At 72.9% G+C, this 22,754-nt stretch carries 21 protein-coding genes; 14 read left to right on the forward strand and 7 right to left on the reverse strand.

Features of this window, described 5'->3' with window-relative positions:
* Positions 1-25: 25 nt before the first annotated feature.
* The 7 genes from mutL (at position 26) to groL (ending at position 7,982) form a co-directional block, all read left to right on the forward strand.
* Positions 26-1,858 carry a DNA mismatch repair endonuclease MutL gene (mutL, locus tag rosag_RS15340; RefSeq protein WP_284351022.1) on the forward strand — a complete coding sequence of 611 codons (1,833 nt, stop codon included), beginning with the start codon at positions 26-28 and terminating at the stop codon, positions 1,856-1,858.
* Entirely contained in the window at positions 1,855-2,784 is a 930-nt protein-coding gene (gene miaA / locus rosag_RS15345; protein WP_284351023.1) for a tRNA (adenosine(37)-N6)-dimethylallyltransferase MiaA, read from the forward strand. Before mutL ends, miaA begins: the two co-directional genes overlap by 4 nt.
* Positions 2,781-4,058 carry an N-acetyl-alpha-D-glucosaminyl L-malate synthase BshA gene (gene bshA / locus rosag_RS15350; RefSeq protein WP_284351024.1) on the forward strand — a complete coding sequence of 426 codons (1,278 nt, stop codon included), beginning with the start codon at positions 2,781-2,783 and terminating at the stop codon, positions 4,056-4,058. The genes miaA and bshA overlap by 4 nt, the downstream gene beginning before the upstream one ends.
* Positions 4,059-4,149: 91 nt before the next feature.
* Complete coding sequence (locus rosag_RS15355) at positions 4,150-4,914, forward strand: undecaprenyl-diphosphate phosphatase (protein ID WP_284351025.1); 765 nt, start codon at positions 4,150-4,152, stop codon at positions 4,912-4,914.
* Positions 4,915-4,919: 5 nt separating this feature from the next.
* Entirely contained in the window at positions 4,920-5,669 is a 750-nt protein-coding gene (locus rosag_RS15360; RefSeq protein ID WP_284351026.1) for a biotin--[acetyl-CoA-carboxylase] ligase, read from the forward strand.
* A 268-nt stretch (positions 5,670-5,937) separates the two neighbouring features.
* Entirely contained in the window at positions 5,938-6,243 is a 306-nt protein-coding gene (gene groES / locus rosag_RS15365) for a co-chaperone GroES (protein WP_284351027.1), read from the forward strand.
* Between the two features lie 104 nt (positions 6,244-6,347).
* The gene (gene groL, locus rosag_RS15370; RefSeq protein ID WP_284351028.1) at positions 6,348-7,982 is read left to right on the forward strand and encodes a chaperonin GroEL; all 1,635 of its coding nucleotides are present in this window, start codon (positions 6,348-6,350) and stop codon (positions 7,980-7,982) included.
* Positions 7,983-8,069: 87 nt separating this feature from the next.
* Here groL and rosag_RS15375 read toward each other — a convergent pair whose 3' ends face one another.
* The 7 genes from rosag_RS15375 to rosag_RS15405 form a co-directional block, all read right to left on the reverse strand.
* Positions 8,070-8,810 carry a PEP-CTERM sorting domain-containing protein gene (locus tag rosag_RS15375; protein WP_284351029.1) on the reverse strand — a complete coding sequence of 247 codons (741 nt, stop codon included), beginning with the start codon at positions 8,808-8,810 and terminating at the stop codon, positions 8,070-8,072.
* Between the two features lie 296 nt (positions 8,811-9,106).
* A complete protein-coding gene (locus rosag_RS15380; protein ID WP_284351030.1) occupies positions 9,107-9,757 on the reverse strand; it encodes a carbonic anhydrase in 651 nt (216 codons plus the stop codon).
* A gap of 1 nt (position 9,758) precedes the next feature.
* A complete protein-coding gene (locus rosag_RS15385; RefSeq protein WP_284351031.1) occupies positions 9,759-10,577 on the reverse strand; it encodes an MBL fold metallo-hydrolase in 819 nt (272 codons plus the stop codon).
* A gap of 2 nt (positions 10,578-10,579) precedes the next feature.
* The gene (locus rosag_RS15390) at positions 10,580-11,773 is read right to left on the reverse strand and encodes a putative sugar nucleotidyl transferase (RefSeq protein WP_284351032.1); all 1,194 of its coding nucleotides are present in this window, start codon (positions 11,771-11,773) and stop codon (positions 10,580-10,582) included.
* A gap of 4 nt (positions 11,774-11,777) precedes the next feature.
* Complete coding sequence (locus rosag_RS15395) at positions 11,778-12,851, reverse strand: mannose-1-phosphate guanylyltransferase (RefSeq protein ID WP_284351033.1); 1,074 nt, start codon at positions 12,849-12,851, stop codon at positions 11,778-11,780.
* Positions 12,848-13,270: a response regulator gene (locus tag rosag_RS15400; RefSeq protein ID WP_284351034.1), complete on the reverse strand. Its 423-nt coding sequence runs from the start codon at positions 13,268-13,270 to the stop codon at positions 12,848-12,850. The genes rosag_RS15395 and rosag_RS15400 overlap by 4 nt, the downstream gene beginning before the upstream one ends.
* Positions 13,271-13,293: 23 nt before the next feature.
* Entirely contained in the window at positions 13,294-13,647 is a 354-nt protein-coding gene (locus tag rosag_RS15405) for a roadblock/LC7 domain-containing protein (RefSeq protein ID WP_284351035.1), read from the reverse strand.
* A gap of 187 nt (positions 13,648-13,834) precedes the next feature.
* Here rosag_RS15405 and rosag_RS15410 point away from each other — a divergent pair, with 187 nt between their 5' ends.
* From rosag_RS15410 to gatB, 7 genes are read left to right on the forward strand one after another with little or no spacing between them, the layout of a single operon-like run.
* Positions 13,835-14,476 carry a hypothetical protein gene (locus tag rosag_RS15410; protein WP_284351036.1) on the forward strand — a complete coding sequence of 214 codons (642 nt, stop codon included), beginning with the start codon at positions 13,835-13,837 and terminating at the stop codon, positions 14,474-14,476.
* A gap of 2 nt (positions 14,477-14,478) precedes the next feature.
* Positions 14,479-15,777 carry a serine--tRNA ligase gene (serS, locus tag rosag_RS15415; protein WP_284351037.1) on the forward strand — a complete coding sequence of 433 codons (1,299 nt, stop codon included), beginning with the start codon at positions 14,479-14,481 and terminating at the stop codon, positions 15,775-15,777.
* A gap of 38 nt (positions 15,778-15,815) precedes the next feature.
* The gene (locus rosag_RS15420; protein ID WP_284351038.1) at positions 15,816-16,979 is read left to right on the forward strand and encodes a sensor histidine kinase; all 1,164 of its coding nucleotides are present in this window, start codon (positions 15,816-15,818) and stop codon (positions 16,977-16,979) included.
* On the forward strand, positions 16,979-19,447 hold the full coding sequence (locus rosag_RS15425) for an ATP-dependent helicase (protein WP_284351039.1): 2,469 nt from the start codon (positions 16,979-16,981) through the stop codon (positions 19,445-19,447). Before rosag_RS15420 ends, rosag_RS15425 begins: the two co-directional genes overlap by 1 nt.
* A gap of 1 nt (position 19,448) precedes the next feature.
* The gene (gene gatC / locus rosag_RS15430; protein WP_284351040.1) at positions 19,449-19,793 is read left to right on the forward strand and encodes an Asp-tRNA(Asn)/Glu-tRNA(Gln) amidotransferase subunit GatC; all 345 of its coding nucleotides are present in this window, start codon (positions 19,449-19,451) and stop codon (positions 19,791-19,793) included.
* Positions 19,790-21,265 carry an Asp-tRNA(Asn)/Glu-tRNA(Gln) amidotransferase subunit GatA gene (gene gatA / locus rosag_RS15435; protein WP_284351041.1) on the forward strand — a complete coding sequence of 492 codons (1,476 nt, stop codon included), beginning with the start codon at positions 19,790-19,792 and terminating at the stop codon, positions 21,263-21,265. The genes gatC and gatA overlap by 4 nt, the downstream gene beginning before the upstream one ends.
* A complete protein-coding gene (gene gatB / locus rosag_RS15440; protein ID WP_284351042.1) occupies positions 21,262-22,740 on the forward strand; it encodes an Asp-tRNA(Asn)/Glu-tRNA(Gln) amidotransferase subunit GatB in 1,479 nt (492 codons plus the stop codon). Before gatA ends, gatB begins: the two co-directional genes overlap by 4 nt.
* The last annotated feature ends 14 nt before the right edge of the window (positions 22,741-22,754 follow it).

Genomic DNA, 22,754 nt, shown 5'->3' on the forward strand with positions numbered 1-22,754 from the left:
TCGCCCGGGGCGTTAGCTTTCGCGCGTGACCCGCATCGCCGTCCTTCCGCCAGCGGTTGCCGACCAGATCGCCGCCGGCGAGGTGGTCGAGCGGCCCGCGTCCGTCGTCAAGGAGCTCGTCGAGAACGCGCTGGATGCCGGCGCCACCGCGGTCGACGTCACCGTCGAGGAGGGCGGGCGCGCGCTGATCCGCGTCAGCGACGACGGCGGCGGGATGGGCCGCGAAGACGCCGTGCTCGCGCTCGCGCGCCACGCGACCTCCAAGATCCGCAGCGCCGAGGAGCTGGTGGGCGTCGCGAGCTTCGGCTTCCGTGGCGAGGCGCTGCCGGCCATCTGCTCGGTGTCGCAGCTGGAGCTGGTGACGGCGCCCGGCGACGGGGCGGGGACGCGCGTGCGCGCCGCCGCGGGCAGCGTGCAGGAGGTCGAGGAGGCGGCGCGCCGGCGCGGCACCACGGTGAGCGTCGCGCGGCTGTTCTACAACACGCCGGCGCGGCAGAAATTCCTGCGCAGCGCGCGCAGCGAGTGGCGTGCGATCAACGACGTGCTGGTCGTGATGGCGCTCACGCGCCGCGACGTGCGCCTCAACGCGACGCACGACGGGAAGCCGGGCCTCACGCTGCCGGCCGCGCCGTCGCTGCGCGCGCGGCTCGGCGCCGTATACGGCGCGCGCTACGCCGACGAGCTGCTCGACGTGGAGGACGTGGCGGGCGCGGTCGGCGTGACGGGCCTCGTCGAGCGGCCGGGCGACGTGGGCACGTCGGGCCGCCGCGTCTTCCTCTCGGTGAACGGGCGCGCGGTGCGCGACAATGGGCTCGTGCGGGCGGCCGAGGCGGCGTACCGCTCGACGATCCCCGCGGGGCTGCGGCCGTCGCTCTTCCTCGACGTCGTGCTGCCGGCGGCGGAGCTGGACGTCAACGTGCATCCCGCGAAGGCCGAGGTGCGCTTCGGCGACCGCTGGAACGTCGAGCGCGCGGTGGAGCGTGCGGTACGGCGCGCGCTCGGCACGCTCGACAGCGCGGCCGACGTCGGTGGGCGCGGGTGGTTCGCGGGCGGGTTGATGCCGCGCACGGCGCCCGCGCACAACCCGTGGGAGGCCAGCGGTCGTGACCTCTCGGCGCTGAACATCTCCGCGACGCCAGAGGTAGGGCTGTTCGCGACGGAGAGGGCGTCCGCCGATGCGCACGATCCGCGCGCGTTCGATGGCGCACCGGACGGTGCGCCGCCGCTGCCGTGGGAGACGCCGGAAGTCGCACCCGCCGCCCCGCGCGACGCCGCGGCGGACGAGGTGTCCGTGCCGCCGCTCGTCCAGCTGCGGCGCACGTACATGATGTTCGAGCGCGACGAGGGCGTCGTGCTCATCGACCAGCACTCGGCGCACGAGCGCGTGCTGTACGAGCGCTTCCTGGGCGCGATGGCGAGCGGCCAGTCGCCGTCGCAGCGACTGCTCTTCCCGCTGACGCTGCACCTCAGCCCCGCGCAGGCCGACGCGTTCGAGGCCAACCGCGACGCGCTGACGAAGCTCGGCTACGAGGTCGAGCCGTTCGGCGGCGGGTCGCTGCTGGTGCACGCGGTGCCGACGCCGCATCCGCGCTTCGACGCCGAGCGGTGCCTGCGCGACACGCTCGACGCGCTGACGGGCGACCGGCACGCGTCGACGCACGCGCGCCACGAGCGGCTGGCCGCGACGGTCGCGTGCAAGGCGGCGGTGAAGGCGGGCGACGCGCTCTCGCCCGACGAGATGCGCGCGCTGTTCGTCGCGCTCGCACGCACGACGCTCCCCGCCCACGACGTCCACGGCCGCGCGACGATCGTGCACCTCGGCTGGGACGAGCTCGAACGCCGGTTCGGCCGGGCGTGAGCGTGCTGCGCGCGATCTGCGGGCCCACGGCGGCCGGCAAGTCGGCGCTCGCGCTGCGGCTGGCCGAGCGCGTGGGCGCGGCGATCGTCAGCGCGGACTCGCGGCAGCTGTACCGCGGCTTCGACGTCGGGACCGCGAAGCCGAGCGCGGAGGAGCTCGCGCGCGTGCCGCACTTCGGCGTCGACGTGGCGGAGCCGACCGAGCGCTGGTCCGCGGCGCGCTGGGCGGACGCGTGCGACGGCTGGCTCGCGGAGGCCGAAGCGATGGGGCGCGCGCCGCTGCTCGTGGGCGGCACGGGCTTCTACCTGCGCGCGCTGGCCGAGCCGCTGTTCGAGGAGCCGCCGCTGGACGCGTCGCGGCGCGAGGCGCTGGCGGTCTGGCTCGAGAACCTGTCGCTGTCCGAGCTGCGCCGCTGGGTGGCCGTGGTCGATCCGGCGCGCGCGCACCTGCAGCGCACGCAGCTGCTGCGCGCGCTCGAGGTCGCGCTGCTCACGGGCCACCGACTGAGCGACTGGCACGCCCGCGCGGCGCGACCGGCCCGCCACGCGCTGCGCTACCTCGTGGTCGATCCCGGGCCGGTGCTCGCCGACCGCATCGCCGGCCGGACGGACGCCATGCTCGCTGCCGACTGGGTGGACGAGGTGCGCAGGCTCATGGACCGTGTCCCGCCCGACGCGATCGCCTGGAAGGCGTCGGGGTACGACGCCGTGCGCCGGCACCTGCAGGGCGAGCTCACGCTGGCGGAGACCCGCGAGCTCGTCGTGATCGAGACGCGGCAGTACGCCAAGCGCCAGCGCACCTGGTTCCGACACCAACTGCCGTCGTCGGCCGTTCTCCGGGTGAACCCGGACGACCCCGACGCGGATGCCATCGCCGCCGCGTGGTGGTGCGACGGCCCTTCGCCCCTCGACGAGGAGCACGCGTGAAGATCGGCATCACCTGCTATCCCACCTACGGCGGCTCGGGCGCCGTCGCGACCGAGCTGGGGATCGCGCTCGCGGCGCGCGGCCACGAGGTGCACTTCATCACGTACCAGCAGCCGTTCCGGCTGCCGAACTTCCTCCCGCGGATCTTCTTCCACGAGGTGGACGTCGGCCGGTACCCGCTGTTCGAGTACCCGCCGTACGACCTCGCGCTCGCGGTGCGCATGCACGAGGTGGTGCGCGCGCACGAGCTGGACGTGCTGCACTGCCACTACGCGCTGCCGCACGCCACCAGCGCGTGGATCGCGCGCGAGATGCTGCGCGACAAGGGCGACGACGTGCAGGTGGTGACGACGCTGCACGGCACCGACATCACGATCGTCGGCCAGGACCCGTCGTTCCACGCGATCACCAAGTTCTCGATCGAGCGCTCGGACTTCGTGACCGCGGTGTCGGAGTACCTGCGGCGCGAGACGATGGCGGCCTTCGGCTGCACGGGCTGCAACGTCGAGGTGATCCACAACTTCGTCGATCCGGCGGTCTACGACCGGACCGCGCATCCGCCGGCGCTCTCGTGGCTCGTGCCGCGCGGCCGCAAGGTCATCATGCACGTGTCGAACATGCGCCCGGTGAAGCGCGTGCGCGACGTCGTGCGCACGTTCGCGAAGGTCACCGCCGAGGTGCCGAGCGTGCTGTTCATGGTGGGCGACGGCCCGGAGCGCGTGGACGCCGAGCAGGAGGCGCGCGCCCTCGGCGTCGAGCGTCAGGTGCACTTCCTCGGCAAGCTGGAGGCGGTGGCGCCGCTGCTCGCGGGCGCGGACCTCTTCCTCCTCCCCAGCGCCAGCGAGTCGTTCGGCCTCAGCGCGCTCGAGGCGCTGTCGTCGGGTGTGCCGGTGGTCGCGAGCCGCGCGGGCGGCCTGGCCGAGGTGGTGCGCGACGGCGAGACCGGCGCGCTGTGCGACGTCGGTGACGTGGACGGGATGGCGACGGCGTCGATCGCGATCCTGCGCGACCCCGAGCGGTGGCGCGCGATGAGCGAGGCCGCCGCCGCCGACGCGCGCGAGCGCTTCACCCTGGAGAAGGTCGTCGCGCGCTACGAGGCGCTCTACGAGCGCGCGATCGCTTCGCGCCCGCAGCCGGCCGTGCGCGTCGAGCGCGCCAGCCGCCGCACGACCCCACTGGGGATGCCCGCGGTGCCGACACCCGCCGCCGTGCCCGCGCCCGTGGGCGCCGGGGCCGCGGTCCGCGACGAGGCGGACGGCCCACCGTCGGATTGAGGCCGCTCTCGCTATACTTCGCGCCGCACGCCGCTCCCACCGTCCGGGGGCGGCGCGCGTCGCTTTGGCCCCGTCCCGCGCCGTCCCCCGCATGACGCTCCTGCACGCGCTCATCCTCGGCATCGTCGAGGGCATCACCGAGTTCCTGCCGATCTCCTCGACGGCGCACATGATCCTCACGGCGGAGCTGCTGCGCCTCGAGGACAGCCCGTTCGTGAAGAGCTTCGAGATCATCGTGCAGCTCGGGGCGATCCTCGCCGTCGTGCTGCTCTACTGGCGCCGGCTGCTGGACTTCAAGCTGCTGACGAAGGCGGCGGTGGCGTTCCTGCCGACCGGGATCGTCGGCCTCACGGTCTACAAGATCGTGAAGGGCTACCTGCTCGGGAACGTGCGCGTCGTGCTCGCGTCGCTGCTGGTCGGCGGCATCGTGCTCGTGCTGTTCGACCGGCGGTGGCGCGACGACGAGCGCGAGCCCGACCTGGACGCGATCACCTACGGGCAGGCGCTGGCGATCGGCCTGTGCCAGTGCCTGGCGATGATCCCGGGCGTCTCGCGCTCCGCGGCCACGATCGTCGGCGGGACGCTGCTCGGCGTGCCGAAGCGCACCATCGTCGACTTCTCGTTCATCCTCGCCATCCCGACGATGGCGGCGGCGACCGGCTACGACCTGCTGAAGAGCTACGGCGACCTGGCCGGCCATGGTCCCGAGCTCGCGATGGGCTTCGTCGTCAGCTTCATCACCGCGCTGCTGGCGGTGAAGACGTTCCTCGCCTTCCTGAAGGGGCGCGGCTTCGCGCCGTACGGCTGGTACCGCATCGTGCTCGCCGTGGCCTTCTTCTTCGTGTTCGTGCGCTGAGCGGCGTGGACCGCGCGACCGATCGCTACGACGGCGTCCTCGCCGAGACGCTCGCGGGCGATCTGGGCATCCCGCGCGTCGTCGCATTCGAGCGCGTGGGCTCGACGATGGACGTCGCCCACGCGCTCGCGGCCGAGGGCGCGCCGGCGGGCACGCTCGTCATCGCGGACGCGCAGACCGGCGGGCGCGGTCGCGCGGGGCGCCGCTGGGTGTCGGCACCCGGCGCCGGCATCTGGATGACGCTGCTGGAGCGGCCCGCCGACGCGAGCGCGCTGGAGGTGCTCTCGCTCCGCCTCGGGCTCGCGGCCGCGGTCGCCGTGCAACCCTTCGCGGACGACGCGGTGCAGGTGAAGTGGCCGAACGACCTCCAGATCGCGCGGCGGAAGCTGGCGGGCGTGCTGGTGGAGGCGCGCTGGCGCGACGCGCAGCCGGAGTGGGTCGCCGTCGGCGTCGGGCTGAACGTGGTCCCACCCGCCGACCTCCCGGAGACGAGCGGACTGCGCGCGCACGTGGCGCGGCTGGCGGTGCTCTCGGCGCTCGTCCCGGCGCTGCGCGAGGCCGCGGCGACGCGCGGGGGCCTCTCGCCCGAGGAGCTGGCGGCCTACGCCGCGCGCGATGCCCTGGCGGGCCGGCGGATCGTGGCCCCGGTGGCCGGCATCGTGCGCGGGGTCGCGCCCTCCGGTGAGCTGCGGGTGACCGCCACCGACGGCGCCGAGCACCGGTTGCGGCAGGCGACGATCACGCTCGCGGACTGACCGCGAATCGAACGAGAGGGGCACTGTCACGACGACAGACCGCCCCCGGGTGCTGCTGTCGCAACGACAAACGGGGCGGGCACCGGCCTGTCGGAACGGCGCGGCCGCACTGGCGCAAGACTTTATTCCACAGCGACTTACGGCCGAGCGCGGAGGGCGCGTCGGGGGTTGACGCCCTGCGGGGCGCACCATAGGTTCGTCGCCGTTGGCACTCACTGAGGGTGAGTGCTAATAACCCACCCACTTCCAATTCGGAGAGGCGCAAGCAATGGCCACCAAGAACGCCGTCGCCGTGAAGCCCCTGGCCGATCGGGTCGTCGTCCGCGCGCTCGAGGAGACCGAGCAGATGCGCGGCGGGCTGTACATCCCCGACACGGCGAAGGAGAAGCCGCAGCAGGGGGAGATCATCGCCGTCGGCCCCGGCAAGTTCGACGACAAGGGCAACCGCGTGCCGATGGACGTGAAGGTCGGCGACAAGGTGCTCTACGGGAAGTACAGCGGCACCGAGGTCACGCTCGACAACGAGCAGTACCTCATCCTCCGCGAGGCGGACGTCCTCGCGATCGTCGGCTGAGCCGCGCCCCCGCGCCGCTCGCGACTCGATCGCTCGCAGGTTTTTCCGTTTCTCCCGTCGGACTCTTCGAACCCTCCATCAGCTCACGCTGAGGACGTACTGACATGGCTGCGAAGGAACTGCACTTCAACACCGACGCGCGCGCTGCCCTGAAGCGCGGCGTCGACCAGCTCGCCGAGGCGGTCAAGGTGACGCTCGGCCCCAAGGGCCGGAACGTCGTCATCGACAAGAAGTTCGGCGCCCCCACGGTGACCAAGGACGGCGTCACCGTCGCCAAGGAGATCGAGCTGTCCGATCCGCTCGAGAACATGGGCGCGCAGATGGTGAAGGAGGTCGCGACCAAGACGTCGGACAACGCCGGCGACGGCACGACGACGGCGACCGTCCTCGCCCAGGCCATCTTCCGCGAGGGCCTCAAGAACGTGACGGCCGGCGTCAACCCGATGGCGCTCAAGCGCGGCATCGACAAGGCCGTCACCGCGATCGTCGAGGAGCTGAAGAAGATCTCGGTCCCGACGGCCGGCAAGAAGGAGATCGCGCAGGTCGGCAGCATCTCGGCCAACAACGACGCCGAGATCGGCTCGCTGATCGCCGACGCGATGGAGAAGGTCGGCAAGGACGGCGTCATCACGGTCGAGGAGGCGAAGGGCCTCGAGACGACGCTGGAGACGGTCGACGGCATGCAGTTCGACCGCGGCTACCTCTCGCCGTACTTCGTGACGGACCCGGACAAGATGGAGGCGGCCCTCGAGGACGCGTACATCCTGATCCACGACAAGAAGGTCTCGTCGATGAAGGACCTCCTCCCGGTGCTGGAGAAGGTCGCGCAGGCCGGCCGTCCGCTGCTCATCATCGCCGAGGACGTCGAGGGCGAGGCGCTCGCCACGCTCGTCGTCAACAAGCTGCGCGGCACGCTGCGCGTCGCGGCCGTGAAGGCCCCGGGCTTCGGTGACCGCCGCAAGGCGATGCTGCAGGACATCGCGACGCTCACCGGTGGTCAGGTCGTCTCCGAGGAAGTCGGCTTCAAGCTCGAGAACGCGGTCCTCACGGACCTCGGCCGCGCGAAGCGCATCGTCGTCGACAAGGACAACACGACGATCATCGACGGCCACGGCACCCAGGATTCGATCCAGGGCCGCATCAAGGAGATCCGCGCCGCGGTCGACAAGAGCACGTCGGACTACGACAAGGAGAAGCTCCAGGAGCGTCTCGCGAAGCTCGCCGGTGGTGTCGCCGTGATCAACGTCGGCGCCGCGACCGAGGCCGAGATGAAGGAGAAGAAGGCCCGCGTCGAGGACGCGCTCCACGCGACCCGCGCGGCCGTCGAGGAGGGCATCGTCCCGGGCGGCGGCGTGGCGCTGGTGCGCGCGCAGCGCGCGCTGGACGGCCTCAAGCTCGACGACACCGACGAGCAGATCGGCGTGCAGATCATCCGCCGCGCGATCGAGGAGCCGCTCCGCATGATCGTCCAGAACGCCGGCGCGGAGGGCTCGATCGTCCTCGAGAAGGTGCGCACGGCCCAGGGCGCGACGTACGGCTACAACGCGCTCACGGACACGTACGAGGACCTCGTGCAGGCCGGCGTCATCGACCCGACCAAGGTCACGCGCACGGCGCTGCAGAACGCGGCCTCGATCTCGGGTCTGCTCCTCACGACCGAGGCGCTGATCGTCGAGAAGAAGGAGGACAAGCCGGCCGCCGCGGGTGGCGCGCCGGGCGGCATGGGCGGGATGTACTGAGAGTCCCACCAGTCCGAGCGAAGCTGAACGAAGGACGGGGGCGCCGCGCATGCGGCGCCCCCGTCGTCGTTCGTGGACCTGACGGGGTCACCGTGTGCGACGCCGCCGCGCGACCGCCACGACGCCCAGCAGGCCCGCCGCCAGCAGCGCGGCCGACGACGGCTCGGGCACGGTCGACGTGCCACCGCCGCCCGGCGCGGCGAACGTCGCGCGGAAGGCGAGGTCCGTCCCCGTGCCACCCGCGAGGCTCCACGGGCCGCCCGTCAGCGTCGCCAGCCCCGACGGCCCGTTGCGGACGAACGACGAGCCGCCCGCGTACGTGTCGTTCGGCCACGACGTCGTCTGCGTGGCGCCGGGCCGCAGGACCACCGGTGCGTCGGGGAACTCGACGCTGCTCAGCACCGCGAGGTACGTCTGGCCCGCGGTGAGGTTGATCCCACCGGTGACGAAGCTGAACTCGGTGGGCGTGGCCGCGCCCGTGTAGCTCTGCGCGGTGCTGCGGAACAGGTAGCTGCCGCCGGTCATCCGCGTCGCCGGGTCCCACCCGAAGAGGTACGCGTAGAACGGCGTCGTGCCCGTGATCGTGTTGTCGCGCAGCCAGAAGTCGAACTCGTTCAGCTGCGTGAACGTCGTCCCGCTCGGGACGGTGAAGCTCTGCCCGAGCGACGCGTACGAGACGTCGCTGGCGCGCCCGAATGGGAAGATGGGCCAGTTCGCCACCGTCGGCGGGGTGCCCGTGTCGATCAGCTGCGCCCGGGCCGGCACGCCGGCGAGCAGGAGCAGCAGGGCGGTGGGGACGTGCAGGATGCGAGGTCGAGACGAGCGCATGTGCGGTGTCCCTCCATCGTACCGGTGCGGTGAGCCGCGATCCGACGAGCGCGAGAGGCCATGCTTCGGCGATCGCGGCGGATGGGCGAGGCGCTCGACCGCTCGACCCTCGCGTGCGGCGGCGCATGCGAGTGGCGCGGGGAGCGGCTCCGGACGGTACGCCCCCGGCGTCCGGACGCCGGGGGCAGGTTGCGGCACCGCAAGGCGAGTGCCCGCTTGCGACACGCCGGAGGCAGCAGACCTCGCACCGGGCTGCCGCTCAGCGCGTCACGACGCGCTCTGCAGGACGCGCGATGCTAGACGGCGGCTGCGGTCGGCGCGCGGCGGCTCGACAGCCGCTCGGCGGCTTCCTCGGAGTCGATCCCCGTGACGAGCTCGCGCAGGTAGCCCTCGCGGATGTCGTACACGAGGCCGTGCAGCATCGGGCGACGCCCCTTCCGCCACGCCTTCTGCACGACGGGCGTCTCGGACAGGTGGTAGATCTGCTCCAGCACGTTCAGCTCGACCACGCGGTCGAAGCGCGCGCGCTCGTCCGTGATCGCGTCCAGCTCGCGCTGGTTCCAGCGCACGACGTTGCGCACGTGGCTCAGCCAGTGGTCCACGAGCCCGTTCGTCGTGTCGCCCAGCGCGGCGCGCACGCCGCCGCACTCGAAGTGCCCGGTGACGATGACGTGCTCCACGCGCAGCGCCTCGATGGCGTACTGCAGCACCGACATCGCGTTCAGGTCCGATGGCAGCACGAGGTTCGCCACGTTCCGGTGCACGAACAGCTCGCCCGGGTGCGTCCCGGTCAGCAGCTCCGCCGGCACGCGGCTGTCGGAGCAGCCGATGAACAGGAACTGCGGCTCCTGCTTGATCGCGAGGTTCGAGAAGTAGCCGGGATCGGCGGCCGTGAGCTCGGCCACCCAGCGCCGGTTGTTCTCGATCAGGCGACGGTAGTTTTCCATGTCAGAAGGCCAGCGAGAGCTGCTCGGCGCGCACGCGGGCGCGCCCCGCGCTGGCGACGAACGGTCCGACGACGGCGTCCTGCGCGGCCGGCGTGATCGCGCCGCGGAAGCGCGTGGTGGCGAGCGCCTCGCGCACGGCGGTCGCCGCGGTCTGCGGTAGGTTGCAGTTCTCGCTCAGGTGCGCGAGCACGACGTGCCGCAGCGTCGTCGACGCGAGCTGCCGCGCCAGCGCGCCGGCGGCCGCGTTGCTGAGATGCCCGTTGCGGCCCGCGATGCGCGCGCTGACGGACGGCGGATACGGGCCCGCGCGCAGCATGTCGCTGTCGTGGTTGGACTCCAGCACGAGCATGTCGACGGCGCGCATCGCCGTGCGCACCGCGTCCGACGCGTGCCCGAGGTCGTAGCAGATGCCGGCGCGTGTGCCGCAGGCGGTGCCGGTCGCGACCAGCGCCACGCTCTCCCGCGCGTCGTGCGGTGTCCGCACGGTCTCGACCGCGAAGCCGGGCAGCGCGAGCGTGTCGCCCGCGCGGAACGCCGTCGTGCCCGCGGTGGCGAGCGGCGGATGCGCGGCGATGGTGCCCTCGCTCGCGTGCAGCGCCCAGCCCCACTTCGCCGCCGCCTGCGTGGCGCCCTTCACGTGGTCGGTGTGCTCGTGCGTGACGACGCACGCCGCGATCGACTGCGGCGCGACGCCGATGCGCCCGAGCCGCGTCTGCAGCTCGCGCACGCCGAAGCCGGCGTCCACGAGCAGGCGGCGGCCGTCGCTCTCGAGGAGCACGGCGTTGCCGCGGCTCCCGCTGCCGAGCACCCAGAGCTGCACGGTCAGCGCCCCGTGCCGCGCGCGTGGGCCGCGCGCAGCTGCGCCGCGCCGCGCGCGCCGAGCGTCACCTGGCGCCGCGCCATCGCGCGCGCCGCGACGTCGACGAACTTGTCGACGTCGTACGTGTCGTACGGCGCCGCGCCACCCCACGCGAACGGCGCGACGGCCTTGGGCGGCATGCGGTCGTACACGTTGGCGCCGGCGCCGAGCACCGTACCGGTGTTCAGCTGCAGCCCGATGCCCGTCTTGGCGTGATCGCCGAACAGCGTGCCGAGGAACTGGAGCCCCGTGTCGCGCACGCCGGCGGGCGTCCAGAGCGCGACGGTGCCGTACGTGTTCTTCAGGTTGCTCGTCGTCGTGCCGGCGCCGAGGTTGACCCAGCGGCCCAGGTACGAGTGGCCGACGAAGCCGTCGTGCGCCTTGTTCGAGTGCCCGAGCACGATGCTGGTGCTGATCTCGCCGTGCACGCGCGCGACCTCGCCGATCGCGCAGGCCGCGATCTTGTCGGCCGTGACGAGCGACGCCTGGCCGACGTAGCACGGGCCGACGACGCGCGTGAACGCCTGCACCGTCGCCTCACGGCGGATCACGATCGCGCCGGCCGATGCGTCCAGCACGACGTACGGCTCGACGTGCGCGCCCGCCTCCACGAACACCGGGTGCGTGCCGAGGACCGTCGCGCCGTGGTACATCGGCTGGAGCGTGGGGCCGATCACCGGCAGGTCGTCGGCGAGCATCGTGGTCAGCTGCCCGACGTAGTCCCACACCTCCTGCATCCACCAGCCGCGGATCGGCGCCGTGCGCGCCTGCGGGTCCGCCAGCGCCTCGAGCTCCAGGGTGCCATCCGCCAGGCGGTCGACCGGCAGCGCCTCGCGCAGGCGCACCGCGGCCACGCGCCCGTCGCACGCCCAGACGTCGGCGTCCGGGTCCGCGACGGCCAGCGCCGGCGCGAAGCGCGCGTTGGCGACGATCGCGCGCGCGGGGAGCACGTCGGTGCTCGCGGCCGGCGCGTCGAGCTCCTCGAAGCTCGCGAGGTGCGGCGCGCCGACGAAGCCGGCGGCCGTCAGCGCCAGCGCCTGCTCCCAGCGCTGCCGCACGAGCAGCGCGCCCGCGCGCAGCTCGCCCGCGGGACGGGTGAGCGCGAACGGCTCGAAGGTGCGCGCGCGCGCGTCGTCGTAGAGGTGCAGGGGAGACATCGGCTCAACCGCCGGGCTTGAGCTCGCGCGGGAGCGAGTCGAGGAGGGTCTTGAGGTCGCTGGAACGGTCGACGGTGGTCACGAGCGTGAGCCCGCGCCCCACCACCACCACCAGGTCGTCTACCCCGTAGAGCACGACGGCGTTCCCATCCGCGTGGACCACGTTGCGGTGCGCGTCCAGCAGGTGCACCGCGCCGCTGGTGGCGTTCTCCGCGCCATCGAGCGCGCGCACCCGGCCCAGCGCCCCCCACGTGCCGACGTCGTCCCACCCGAAGTCCCCCGGCAGCACGAGCACGCGCGGGCTGCGCTCCATGACGCCGACGTCCACGGCCACGGGCGTGACGTCGGCGAAGAAGGTGCCGATCGCGCTCGCGTCGTCGGCGGCGTCGGACACCGCGCGCAGCGCCGGCGCCACCTCGGGGCAGCGCGCGTCCAGCTCCTCGAGGAAGTCGCCCGCGCGCCACACGAAGATCCCCGAGTTCCACAGGTAGCCCTCCGCGCGCATGCGCGCGGCGCGCTCGCGCGTCGGCTTCTCGACGAAGCGCGCCACGCGGTGCACGCCCGGCTCGATCTCGGCGTCGGGCTGGATGTAGCCGAATCCCGGGTCGTCGCGCGTCGGCACGATGCCGACCGTGACGAGGCTGCGATGCGCGGCGGCCGCGCGCGCTGCATCGCGCAGCGCGGCGCGGAAGCCGTCGGGATCCCCGATCGCCCAGTCGGCGTGGACGCACAGCATCACGGCGTCGTCGCCGCCGCGGCGCGCGACGGTGCGCGCCGCCCACGCCAGCGCGGCTGCGGTGCCCGCCGGCGCGGGCTCGGCGATCACGTTCTCGGCCGGCAGCTCGGGCGCCAGCGCGCGGATCGGCGCGACGAGCGACGCGTTCGTCAGCACGAGCGTGCGCGCGGCGGGGACCAGCGGCGCCAGCCGCGCCAGCGTGTTCGCGAGCAGCGGCTCGCCGTCCACCAGCGGGAGGAGCTGCTTGGGGCGCGTCGGGGTGCTGAGCGGCCAGAAGCGCGAGCCCACTCCGCCGGCGAGGACCACGGCCCACGCGCCGGCGGTCGGATCGGCTCCGCTCACGACTGCTCCGACTCGACGTCCGTCACGCCCGCCAGCTCCGCGGTGCGCGCGTACAGCTTCTTCGGGCTGAACGGCTTCGTCATGAAGTCCGTCGCGCCCAGCGCCATCGCCTCGCGGTACTGCTGCTCCTGACCCGCGGCCGTGAGGATGATGCACGGCACGTCGCGGAACCGCTCGTTGGCGCGCAGCCGCGCCAGCACGTCCAGCCCGCTGACGTTCGGCATCATGAGATCGAGCAGCACGAGGTCCACGTCGCCCTCGCGCTCCAGCAGGTCCAGCGCCTCGCGGCCGTCATGCGCGAGCGAGACCCGGAACGGCCCCTGCTCGAGCTTCATCTTGATGATGCGCCCGATGTGCGGCTCGTCGTCGGCGACGAGCACGTGGCGCGTCGCGGTGCGGCCGGGCGGAGTTTCGGTCATCACGGAAGGTAGGGAACGCGGGCTCAGACCAGCGCGGCCAGCTGCGCGCGAGAGCGCCGGAGCTCGTAGACGAGCGCGCCCGGCTCGGCGTCCTTCGCCAGGCGCACCACCAGCAGCACGTCGGGCGAGAGCACCGAGACCACCGCGAGGCCGTGCGCGAACTCCAGCACGGCGGTGGAGAGGGGGCCGTCGCTCGCCGCCGCGCCCATCGCGTCGCCCGCGGTCGCGATCCCCGGCGCCACCGCGGCCAGGTGCTCCGCGTCGGCGGCGTCCAAGCCACCGGCGTCCACCAGGAGGCCGTCGCGCCCGAGCACGACGGCGCCCGCGACGTCCGCGCGCGCCTGGAGGGTCTCGATCAGGTCGCGGAGCGTCGGCATCGGGTGGCGGTGGAAGGGCGGCGCGGCGCCGCACGGCGTACGGCCGGGCGCGGGGAAGGAGCGAACGAAACAGCAACGCCGGAGGGGCGTCAAGCGATGGGGCGCGGCCGGCCACGTCCGTTGAAACCGCCCCGGCGGCCGGGTATCGTTCGCAGTCACTGCGACTTCCCGCTTCACACCGCCCTCGATGCCCTCGCCCGACGCGCGCCGTTCCGCGCCCCATCCCGCCGCCGCGCCGGCCCGCCTGCTCGCGACGCTGGTCCTCGCGGGCGCCGCGGCCCTCACGGCCGCCTGCAGCGGCGAGGACCCGTTCGCGATCCGCGCCTCGCTGGAGACGACGCTCGACACGGTCGTCGTCTTCCCGTTCAGCAGCACGCAGCCGCTGCTGCCGTCCGGGCTCGACCTGTTCGGCCGCTCGGTCGTGCGCCCGACCCTGCGCGGTGGCGTGGTGCCGAACTTCGACCTGGTGGTCGACACCGACGCGCAGGGGCGTGTGCTGCTCTATCCGGCCTCGCTCGTCGCGTCGCCGCCGGGCGGCTCGCCGCGCACGGGCTTCCAGGTGATCGCCGGAAGCTTCGACGCGCTCGAGACCGCGCCCAAGAGCGGCTACCGCTTCGACACGCTGCAGGTCGCCGCCGTGGGCCAGGTGATCGCGATCGAGGGGCAGGGCGTCTCGCAGCAGGGCATCTACTGCGGTACCACCGCGCCGATGCACGCGAAGCTGATCGTCGACAGCGTGGCGCGCGCCACCGGCGCCGCGCACCTGCGCGTGCGGACCAACCCGAACTGCGGGTTCCGCTCCCTCAAGGCCGGCCTCCCGGACGACTGAGCATGCACGACCTGAAGCTGGTGCGCGAGCAGCCCGACCTGCTCCGCGACGCGATGCGTCGCCGCGGGGCGCTCGACGCGCTCGCCCCGCAGCTGGACCGCCTGGCCACGCTGGAGCAGGAGCGCCGCGCGCTCATCCAGCAGGTCGAGGAGCAGAAGGCCGCCCGCAACGCGAGCAGCGCCGAGGTGGCGCGGCGCAAGAAGGCGGGCGAGAGCGCGGACGACCTGATCGCGCAGGGGCGCACCCTGGGCGAGTCGATCGCGGCGCTCGAGGCGCGCGCCAACGCGGCGGACGATGAGCTGCGCGCGATCCTGATGGAGATCCCGAACGTCCCGCTCCCAGACGTCCCGCAGGGTGGCGAGGACGCGAACGTCGTCGTGCGCGAGTGGGGCACGCCGCGCGCGCCCGACGGCGTGCAGCCGCACTGGGACGTCGGCGCGGCGCTCGGCCTGTTCGACCTGGAGCGCGGTGCGAAGGTCAGCGGCTCGGGCTTCGTGGTCTACCGCGGCCAGGGCGCGCGGCTGGTGCGGGCGCTCATGAACTGGTTCCTCGACGTGCACACGTCGGAGCACGGCTACGAGGAGGTCTGGGCGCCGGCGATCGTGAACCGCGCGTCGATGACCGGCACGGGCCAGCTGCCGAAGTTCGAGGACGACGCCTACGCGATCAGGGACGACGACCTGTTCCTGATCCCGACGGCCGAGGTGCCCGTGACGAACCTGTACCGCGACGAGGTGCTCGACGCGGCGCAGCTGCCGATGGGCTTCACCGCGTACACGCCCTGCTTCCGCCGCGAGGCCGGATCGGCGGGCAAGGACACGCGCGGCATCCAGCGGGTCCACCAGTTCGACAAGGTGGAGCTGGTGCGCTACAGCACCGCCGAGGACTCGGCCGCGCAACTGGAGCTGCTCACCGGGCACGCGGAGACGATGCTGCAGCGCCTCGGGCTGCCGTACCGCGTGAAGCTGCTGGCGGCGGGCGACACCGGCTTCTCGAGCGCCAAGACGTACGACCTCGAGGTCTATGCGCCGGGCGTCGACAAGTGGCTCGAGGTCTCGAGCTGCAGCGTGTTCACGGACTTCCAGGCGCGGCGCGCGAACATCCGCTACCGCCCGGCGCCGAAGGACAAGCCGCGCTTCGTGCACACGCTCAACGGGTCGGGCCTCGCGTTCCCGCGCGTGATCGCGGCGATCCTGGAGCACTACCAGCAGCCCGACGGGTCCGTGGCGCTGCCGGAGGTGCTGCACGCGTACGCGGGCACGGACGTCCTGCGTCCGGCCGAAGCGGCCGCGGCGCGCTGAGCACGCTCGCCGTCGGGTCCTGGCGCTCGCAGTTCACGATGCGCCGCCGCGCGCCCGTCGTCCTGGTGGTCGTCGGGATCGTGCTGCTCGTGGCGTGGAACGTCGTCTACACGCAGCGGGTCCTCACGCGGATCCGCGACGCGGAGCGGCGGCAGACGATCATCCTCCAGCGCGTCTTCCGCGCGCAGGCGGACTCGAATCCGGCGGTGGCCGCGGCGGCGCTGCAGGACGTGATCTTCCAGCTGCAGCAGTCCGGCGTGCCGATGGTGCAGCTCAGCGCCGACGGCAAGGCGATGGGCGGGATGAACCTGCCGTGGGGGAGCGACTTCACCGACCCGCGGATACCCGCCTACATCACGCAGCTCGCGAAGCAGAACACGCCCGTGCAGGACCCCGAGACGGGCACGGTCGTCTACTTCGGCTACAGCGATCTCGTCGAGGGGCTGCGCGTCATCCCGCTGCTGCAGGCGGGGCTGCTGGGCGCGCTGCTGCTGGCCGGCGTGTACGCGCTCGTCGTGCGCGGGCGCGCGGAGCGCGAGCACGTGTGGGCGGGCATGGCGCGCGAGAGCGCGCACCAGCTCGGGACGCCGCTGTCGAGCCTCAGCGGGTGGATCGACCTGCTGGACGACGAGGTCACCGAGCAGGGACGGCACGCGAAGCCGATGATGAAGTCGGCCGTCGACAGCATGAAGGCCGATCTGGAGCGGCTGGAGCGCGTCGCCCACCGCTTCGAGCGCATCGGCCGCGAGCCGAAGCGCGACGACGTGGACGTCGCCGTGCTGGTGGACCGGATCGTCGCCTACTTCAAGCGCCGCGTCCCCACGCGGAGCGCCGCCGTCACCGTGCGCGCGCACCGGCCGCGCGACCCGGTGGTCGTGAAGGGCGACGCCGTGCTGCTGGAGTGGGTGCTGGAGGCGCTCACGAAGAACGCGGTCGACGCGCTGGCCGGCCGCGGCGGCAAGATCGACGTGATGGTCGAGCGGAGGGACGACGGCACCGTGCGCCTCCGCGTCGCCGACGACGGGCCGGGCATCCCGCCCAAGCTGCGGCGCCGCATCTTCGACGCGGGCTTCAGCACCAAGGAACGCGGCTGGGGCATCGGCCTCTCGCTGGCGCGCCGCATCGTCGAGGAGAACCACGGCGGCCGCATCGCGCTCGTGCCGAGCGACCGTGGCGCGACCTTCGACGTTATCTTGTCGTGATGCAGCCGTCGCACCCCAGCACGTCCGCCGCGCCGATGGGCGCGGCCGCCCGCGATCCGCTCGCCGGGCTCAATCCCGCCCAGCGCGAGGCCGTCCTCCACTTCGAAGGGCCTGCGCTCGTGCTCGCCGGGGCGGGCTCCGGCAAGACGCGCGTCCTCACCACGCGCATCGCGCGCCTGGTCGAGCACCACCGCGTCGACCCGATGCAGATCCTCGCGGTGACCTTCACCAACAAGGCCGCCGGCGAGATGCGCGAGCGCATCACGCGCCTCCTCGGCTACGAGCCGAAGGGGATGTGGGCCGGGACCTTCCACGCCATCGGCGCGCGGCTCCTGCGGGCGCACGCGCACCTGATGGGACGGACGCCGAACTTCACCATCTACGACGAGGACGACGCGCTCAACACCGTGAAGCGCGTGATGGAGAAGCACGGCATCCAGCCGAAGGAGGTCGCGCCGAAGTCGATCCTGTCGGCCATCTCGGACGCCAAGAACGCGCTCGTCTCGCCCAGGGAGTACGGCGAGCTGGCGATGGACCCGTTCACGAAGACGGTCGCCAAGGTCTACCCCGACCTCGAGCCCGCGCTGCGGCAGGCGAACGCGGTGACGTTCGACGACCTGCTCACGCTCCCGGTCGAGATCCTCCGCGCCCACCCGCACGTGCTCGCGGGCTACCAGCACCGCTTCCGCTTCCTGCTGGTGGACGAGTACCAGGACACGAACCACGTGCAGTTCGAGTTCGTGCGGCTCCTGGGCGGGCAGACGGGGAACGTCATGGTGGTGGGTGACGACGACCAGTCGATCTACGGCTGGCGCGGCGCCGACATCCGCAACATCCTCGACTTCGAGAAGACGTGGCCGGGCGCGGCCGTCGTGCGGCTGGAGGAGAACTACCGCTCGACGCCGAACGTGCTGGAGCTCGCGAACGTCGTCATCGCCGAGAACGCGGGGCGTCGCGGGAAGACGTTGCGCGCGACCCGGCCGGCGGGTGAGCGCGTATCGCTGGTGGGCGCGCTCGACGACCGCGACGAGGCGGACTTCGTCGTCGACGAGATCGCGGCCCGCCGCGCGGGCGAGAACCGCGTGCTGCGCCACTTCGCGATCCTCTACCGCACCAACGCGCAGAGCCGCTCGCTCGAAGAGGCGCTGCGCCGCCGAGCGTATCCGTACCGGCTCGTGGGCTCGGTGCGCTTCTACGACCGGCGCGAGATCCGCGACCTCATGGCGTACCTCAAGCTGATCGCCAACCCGGCGGACGGCGAGGCGTTCCGACGCGTGGTCAACGTGCCCAAGCGCGGCATCGGCGACACGTCGGTCGACCAGATCGCGGCCCGCGCCGGCGCGATGGGCATCCCGCTGCTCGAGGCGGCGCGCAGCGCCGAGGTGCGGGAGTCGCTGCGCCCGGCGGCGCGCACGGCGCTCGCGGAGTTCGTGAACGTCATCGACAAGCTCCGCGCGGCGGCGCCGAACGTCGGGGTGGACGAGCTGCTGCGCGAGCTGGTGGACGCCATCAAGTACGGCGACCACCTCAAGGCCGAAGGACCGGACTGGCAGGAGCGCGGCGAGAACGTGCGCTCGCTCATCGACGGCGCGGCCGAGACGGTGATCGAGGACGGCGGCGAGGTCGGGCTGACGCCGCTCGACCACTTCCTGCAGAAGGCGACGCTCGTCGCCGGCGTCGACGCGCTCGATCCCAACGCGGATGCCGTCACGCTGATGACGATGCACAACGCGAAGGGCCTCGAGTTCCCGGTCGTGTTCATCACGGGGCTGGAGGACGGCCTCTTCCCGCTCGCGCGCGCCTACGACGACCCGAAGCAGCTGGAGGAGGAGCGCCGCCTCTTCTACGTCGGCATCACGCGCGCCGAGGAGAAGCTCTACATCACGCACGCCGAGCAGCGCCTGCGCAACGGTGAGAAGATGCAGTCGCGCCCGTCGGGTTTCCTCGACGGGTTGGCGCCTGGCCTGTTCGACAAGAAGCTGACGCTCAAGGCGCGCAGCTCGGGCCGCGCGTTCATGTCGGGCCTCGGCGGTGGCGGCGGCAGTGGGCGCGGCGAGCGTGGCGACCGCTCGTGGGGCAGCTCGTCGTGGGGCTCGCGCAGCGAGCGCTCGACGGGCAACGATCGCGCGGCGCGCGGTGGGCAGACGGGCTTCGAGGGCGGCGACGACTTCTCGTGGATCGACAACAAGCCGTCGAACCGCCGCCCGGGCACGCCCGTGAACCTGCCGACCAGCATGCCCGCGAGCATGAAGCGGCGGCCGGGCGGCGTGCCGGAGCAGGAGGTCGGCGAGGGCGTCGCGCTGGGGAAGGGGATGCGCGTGCGCCACGAGAAGTTCGGCACCGGCACGATCGCCGAGCTGGCGGGCTCGGGTCCCGACGCGAAGGTGCGCATCGACTTCGACGACGAGGAGATCGGCCGCAAGACGCTCGTCGTCGGGAAGGCCAAACTCGAACCCGAGATCGAGTAGCATGTCCGTATCCGAGCACGACGTGCGGCACATCGCGGCGCTCGCGCGCCTCGGCCTCGAGCCCGAGCGCGTGCCCGCGCTGGTGGCGGAGCTGAACGGCATCCTGGCCCACATGGACGTGCTCTCGAAGGTGAACACGTCGGTGGTGCAGGCGGTCGAGGGTGTCGGCGCGGGCGGCATGCCGCTGCGCGCCGACGGCGGCGCGCCCGACGCGCTCGCACGGCCGCGCGAGGCGTTCGCGCCGGAGACGCGCGACGGCTTCTTCCTCGTGCCGCGGCTCGCGACCCACGTGGCGTCGCCCGACGCCATGCTCGACGCGACGGCCGGCGACGAGGGCGACGCGTGAGCCACAGCGAGGCGGGCGCGCTGCCGGCCGCGGCGCTGCGCGACGCGGTGACGGAGGGGCGCACGACGGCGGTGGACGCGGTGCGCGCGAGCCAGGCCCGCGCCGCCGAGGTGAACGCCGGCCCCGCGTGGCTGAACGCGATCATCTGGAGCGACGACGCCGCCGCGGTGCGCGAGGCCGAGGCGATCGACGCGCGGCGCGCCGCGGGCGATGGCGACATGCCGCTCGCCGGCGTGCCCGTCGTCGTGAAGGACAACATCGCCACGCTCGACCTGCCGACGACCTGCGGCTCCCGGATCCTCGATGGCTACGTCAGCCCGTTTGAGGCGACGGTCGTGTCGCGCCTGCGCGCGGCCGGCGCGGTGATCGTCGGCAAGACGAACATGGACGAGTTTGCGATGGGCTCGTCCACGGAGCACTCGGCGTACGGCCCCACGCGCAACCCGATCGATCCGGCGCGCGTGCCGGGCGGCTCGTCCGGTGGTTCCGCCGCCGCCGTCGCCGCGGGCGCGGTGCGCATCGCGCTCGGCTCCGAGACGGGTGGATCGGTGCGTCAGCCGGCGGCGTTCTGCGGCGTGGTCGGTGTGAAGCCCACCTACGGGCGCGTCAGCCGCTACGGCCTCGTCGCCTTCGCGTCGTCGCTGGACCAGGTGGGCGTGTTCGGCCGCACGGTGGACGACGCGGCGCTGGGGCTGCAGGTCATCGCCGGCCACGACCCGCGCGACGCGACGTCCGCGCAGCACGAGGTACCGTCGTACCGCGCCGTGGCGAACGCCGGCACGGACGGCCAGCCGCTCGCGGGGCTCAAGATCGGGCTCCCGAAGGAGTACTTCCCGCACTCGCTGGACGCGCGCATCGGCGGGCGCACGCGCGCCGTGGTCGAGCACCTGCGGCGACTGGGCGCCGAGATCCACGACGTCTCGCTGCCGCACACGGATCTCGCGATCGCCGTCTACTACATCGTCGCGCCGGCGGAGGCGTCGAGCAACCTCGCGCGCTTCGATGGGGTCCGATTCGGCCGCCGGGTGGCAGGTGACGGCCTGCGCGAGACCTACGAGCGCACGCGCTCCGGCGGCTTCGGCCCCGAGGTCACGCGCCGCATCCTGCTCGGCACCTACGTGCTGTCGGCCGGCTACTACGACGCGTACTACAAGAAGGCGCAGGAGGTGCGCGCGCTCATCGCCCGCGACTTCGCGCACGCGTTCGAGAAGGTGGACCTGCTGTTCACGCCCACGACGCCGACGCCCGCGTTCCCGCTGGGCGCCGTCAGCGATCCCTACGAGATGTACCTCAGCGACATCTTCACGGCGACCGCGAACCTCACCGGCATCCCCGCGATGAGCCTCCCGATCGGCCGCGTGGACGGCCTGCCGGTGGGCGGCCAGCTGCTGGCGCCGCACTTCGGCGAGGCGGCCATGCTGCGCGCGGCCTACGCGCTGGAGGCGTCGCTCGGCGCGGAGGCGCACACGTGACCGCCGCCGAGAGCACGCGCGTCGACTGGCGCGAGCGCTACGAGATGGTCGTCGGCCTCGAGGTGCACGTGCAGCTCGACACCGCGACCAAGGCGTTCTGCAGCTGCGCCACGAGCTTCGGTGACGCGCCGAACGCCAACACGTGCCCCGTCTGCCTCGGCCTTCCGGGCGCGCTGCCCGTGCTCAACGCGCGCGCCGTGGAGCTGGGCGCGCGGGCCGCGCTCGCGCTGGGGTGCACGGTGCACCAGGTCTCGGTCTTCGCCCGGAAGAACTACTTCTATCCGGACATGCCGAAGGGCTACCAGATCTCGCAGTTCGACCGGCCGCTGGCGACCGGCGGGCACGTCGTGATTGGCGAGACGGAGGCCGGATCGCCGATCATCGTCGGCGTGACGCGCGTGCACCTGGAGGACGACGCGGGCAAGTCGGTCCACGACCGCTATCCAGGCGTCAGCGCCATCGACCTCAATCGCGCGGGCACCCCGCTGGCCGAGATCGTCAGCGAGCCGGACATGCGCTCCAGCGCCGAGGCGGGCGCGTACCTGCGCGTGCTCAAGCAGCTCGTGCAGTACGTCGGCGCGAGCGAGGCGAACATGGAGGAGGGCTCGCTGCGCGTGGATGCGAACATCAGCGTCCGGCGGCACGGCGAGACGAAGCTCGGCACCAAGACCGAGATCAAGAACATGAACTCCTTCTCCAGCGTCGAGCGGGCGCTCGAGGTGGAGTTCGCGCGCCAGTGCGCGCTGATCGATGCGGGCGGCCGGGTCGAGCAGCAGACGATGCTCTGGGACGCGGCGCGAAACGAGGTCCGCCCCGCGCGCTCGAAGGAGGGGAGCCACGACTACCGCTACTTCCCCGATCCGGACCTGCCGCCGCTGGTGCTGACGGCGGAGTGGATCGACGAGCAGCGCGCCGCGCTCCCCGAGCTGCCTGCCGCCCGTCGCGCTCGTCTGTGCAGCGAGTTCGGCATCACCACGAAGGACGCCGAGGTCCTCTCGGCCGATCCCGCGCTCGCCGACTACTTCGAGGCGGTCGCGCGCGCGGCGGAGGACGGCAGGACCGCGGCGAACTGGGTCACGCGCGACGTGCTCTCGACGCTCAACGACAGCGGCCGCACGCTGGCCGACTTCGCGCGCACGGTGCGTCCGCTCGATCTCGGCGCGCTCCTGCGGATGGTGCGCGGGGGCACGGTCAGCCGCTCGGCGGCCGCGCGCGTGTTCGCGGTCATGGCGCGCACCGGCGAGGAGCCGGCGGTCGTGGCCGAGCGCGAGGGGCTGCTGCAGGTCAGCGACGACGCGCAGCTGATCGCCTGGGTGGACGGCGTGCTCGCGGCACATCCCGACGAGGCGGCCCGCTTTGCCGCCGGCGACCGCAAGCTGCAGGGCTTCCTCGTCGGCCTCGTGATGAAGGCGTCGAAGGGAAGCGCCGACCCGAAGCGCGTCAACCAGCTCCTGGTCGAGCGCGCGGGCGCCTGAGCGGCCCGCGCGCC

The organism is Roseisolibacter agri, assembly GCF_030159095.1.
In the GTDB taxonomy this organism is placed as follows: Bacteria; Gemmatimonadota; Gemmatimonadetes; order Gemmatimonadales; family Gemmatimonadaceae; genus Roseisolibacter; species Roseisolibacter agri.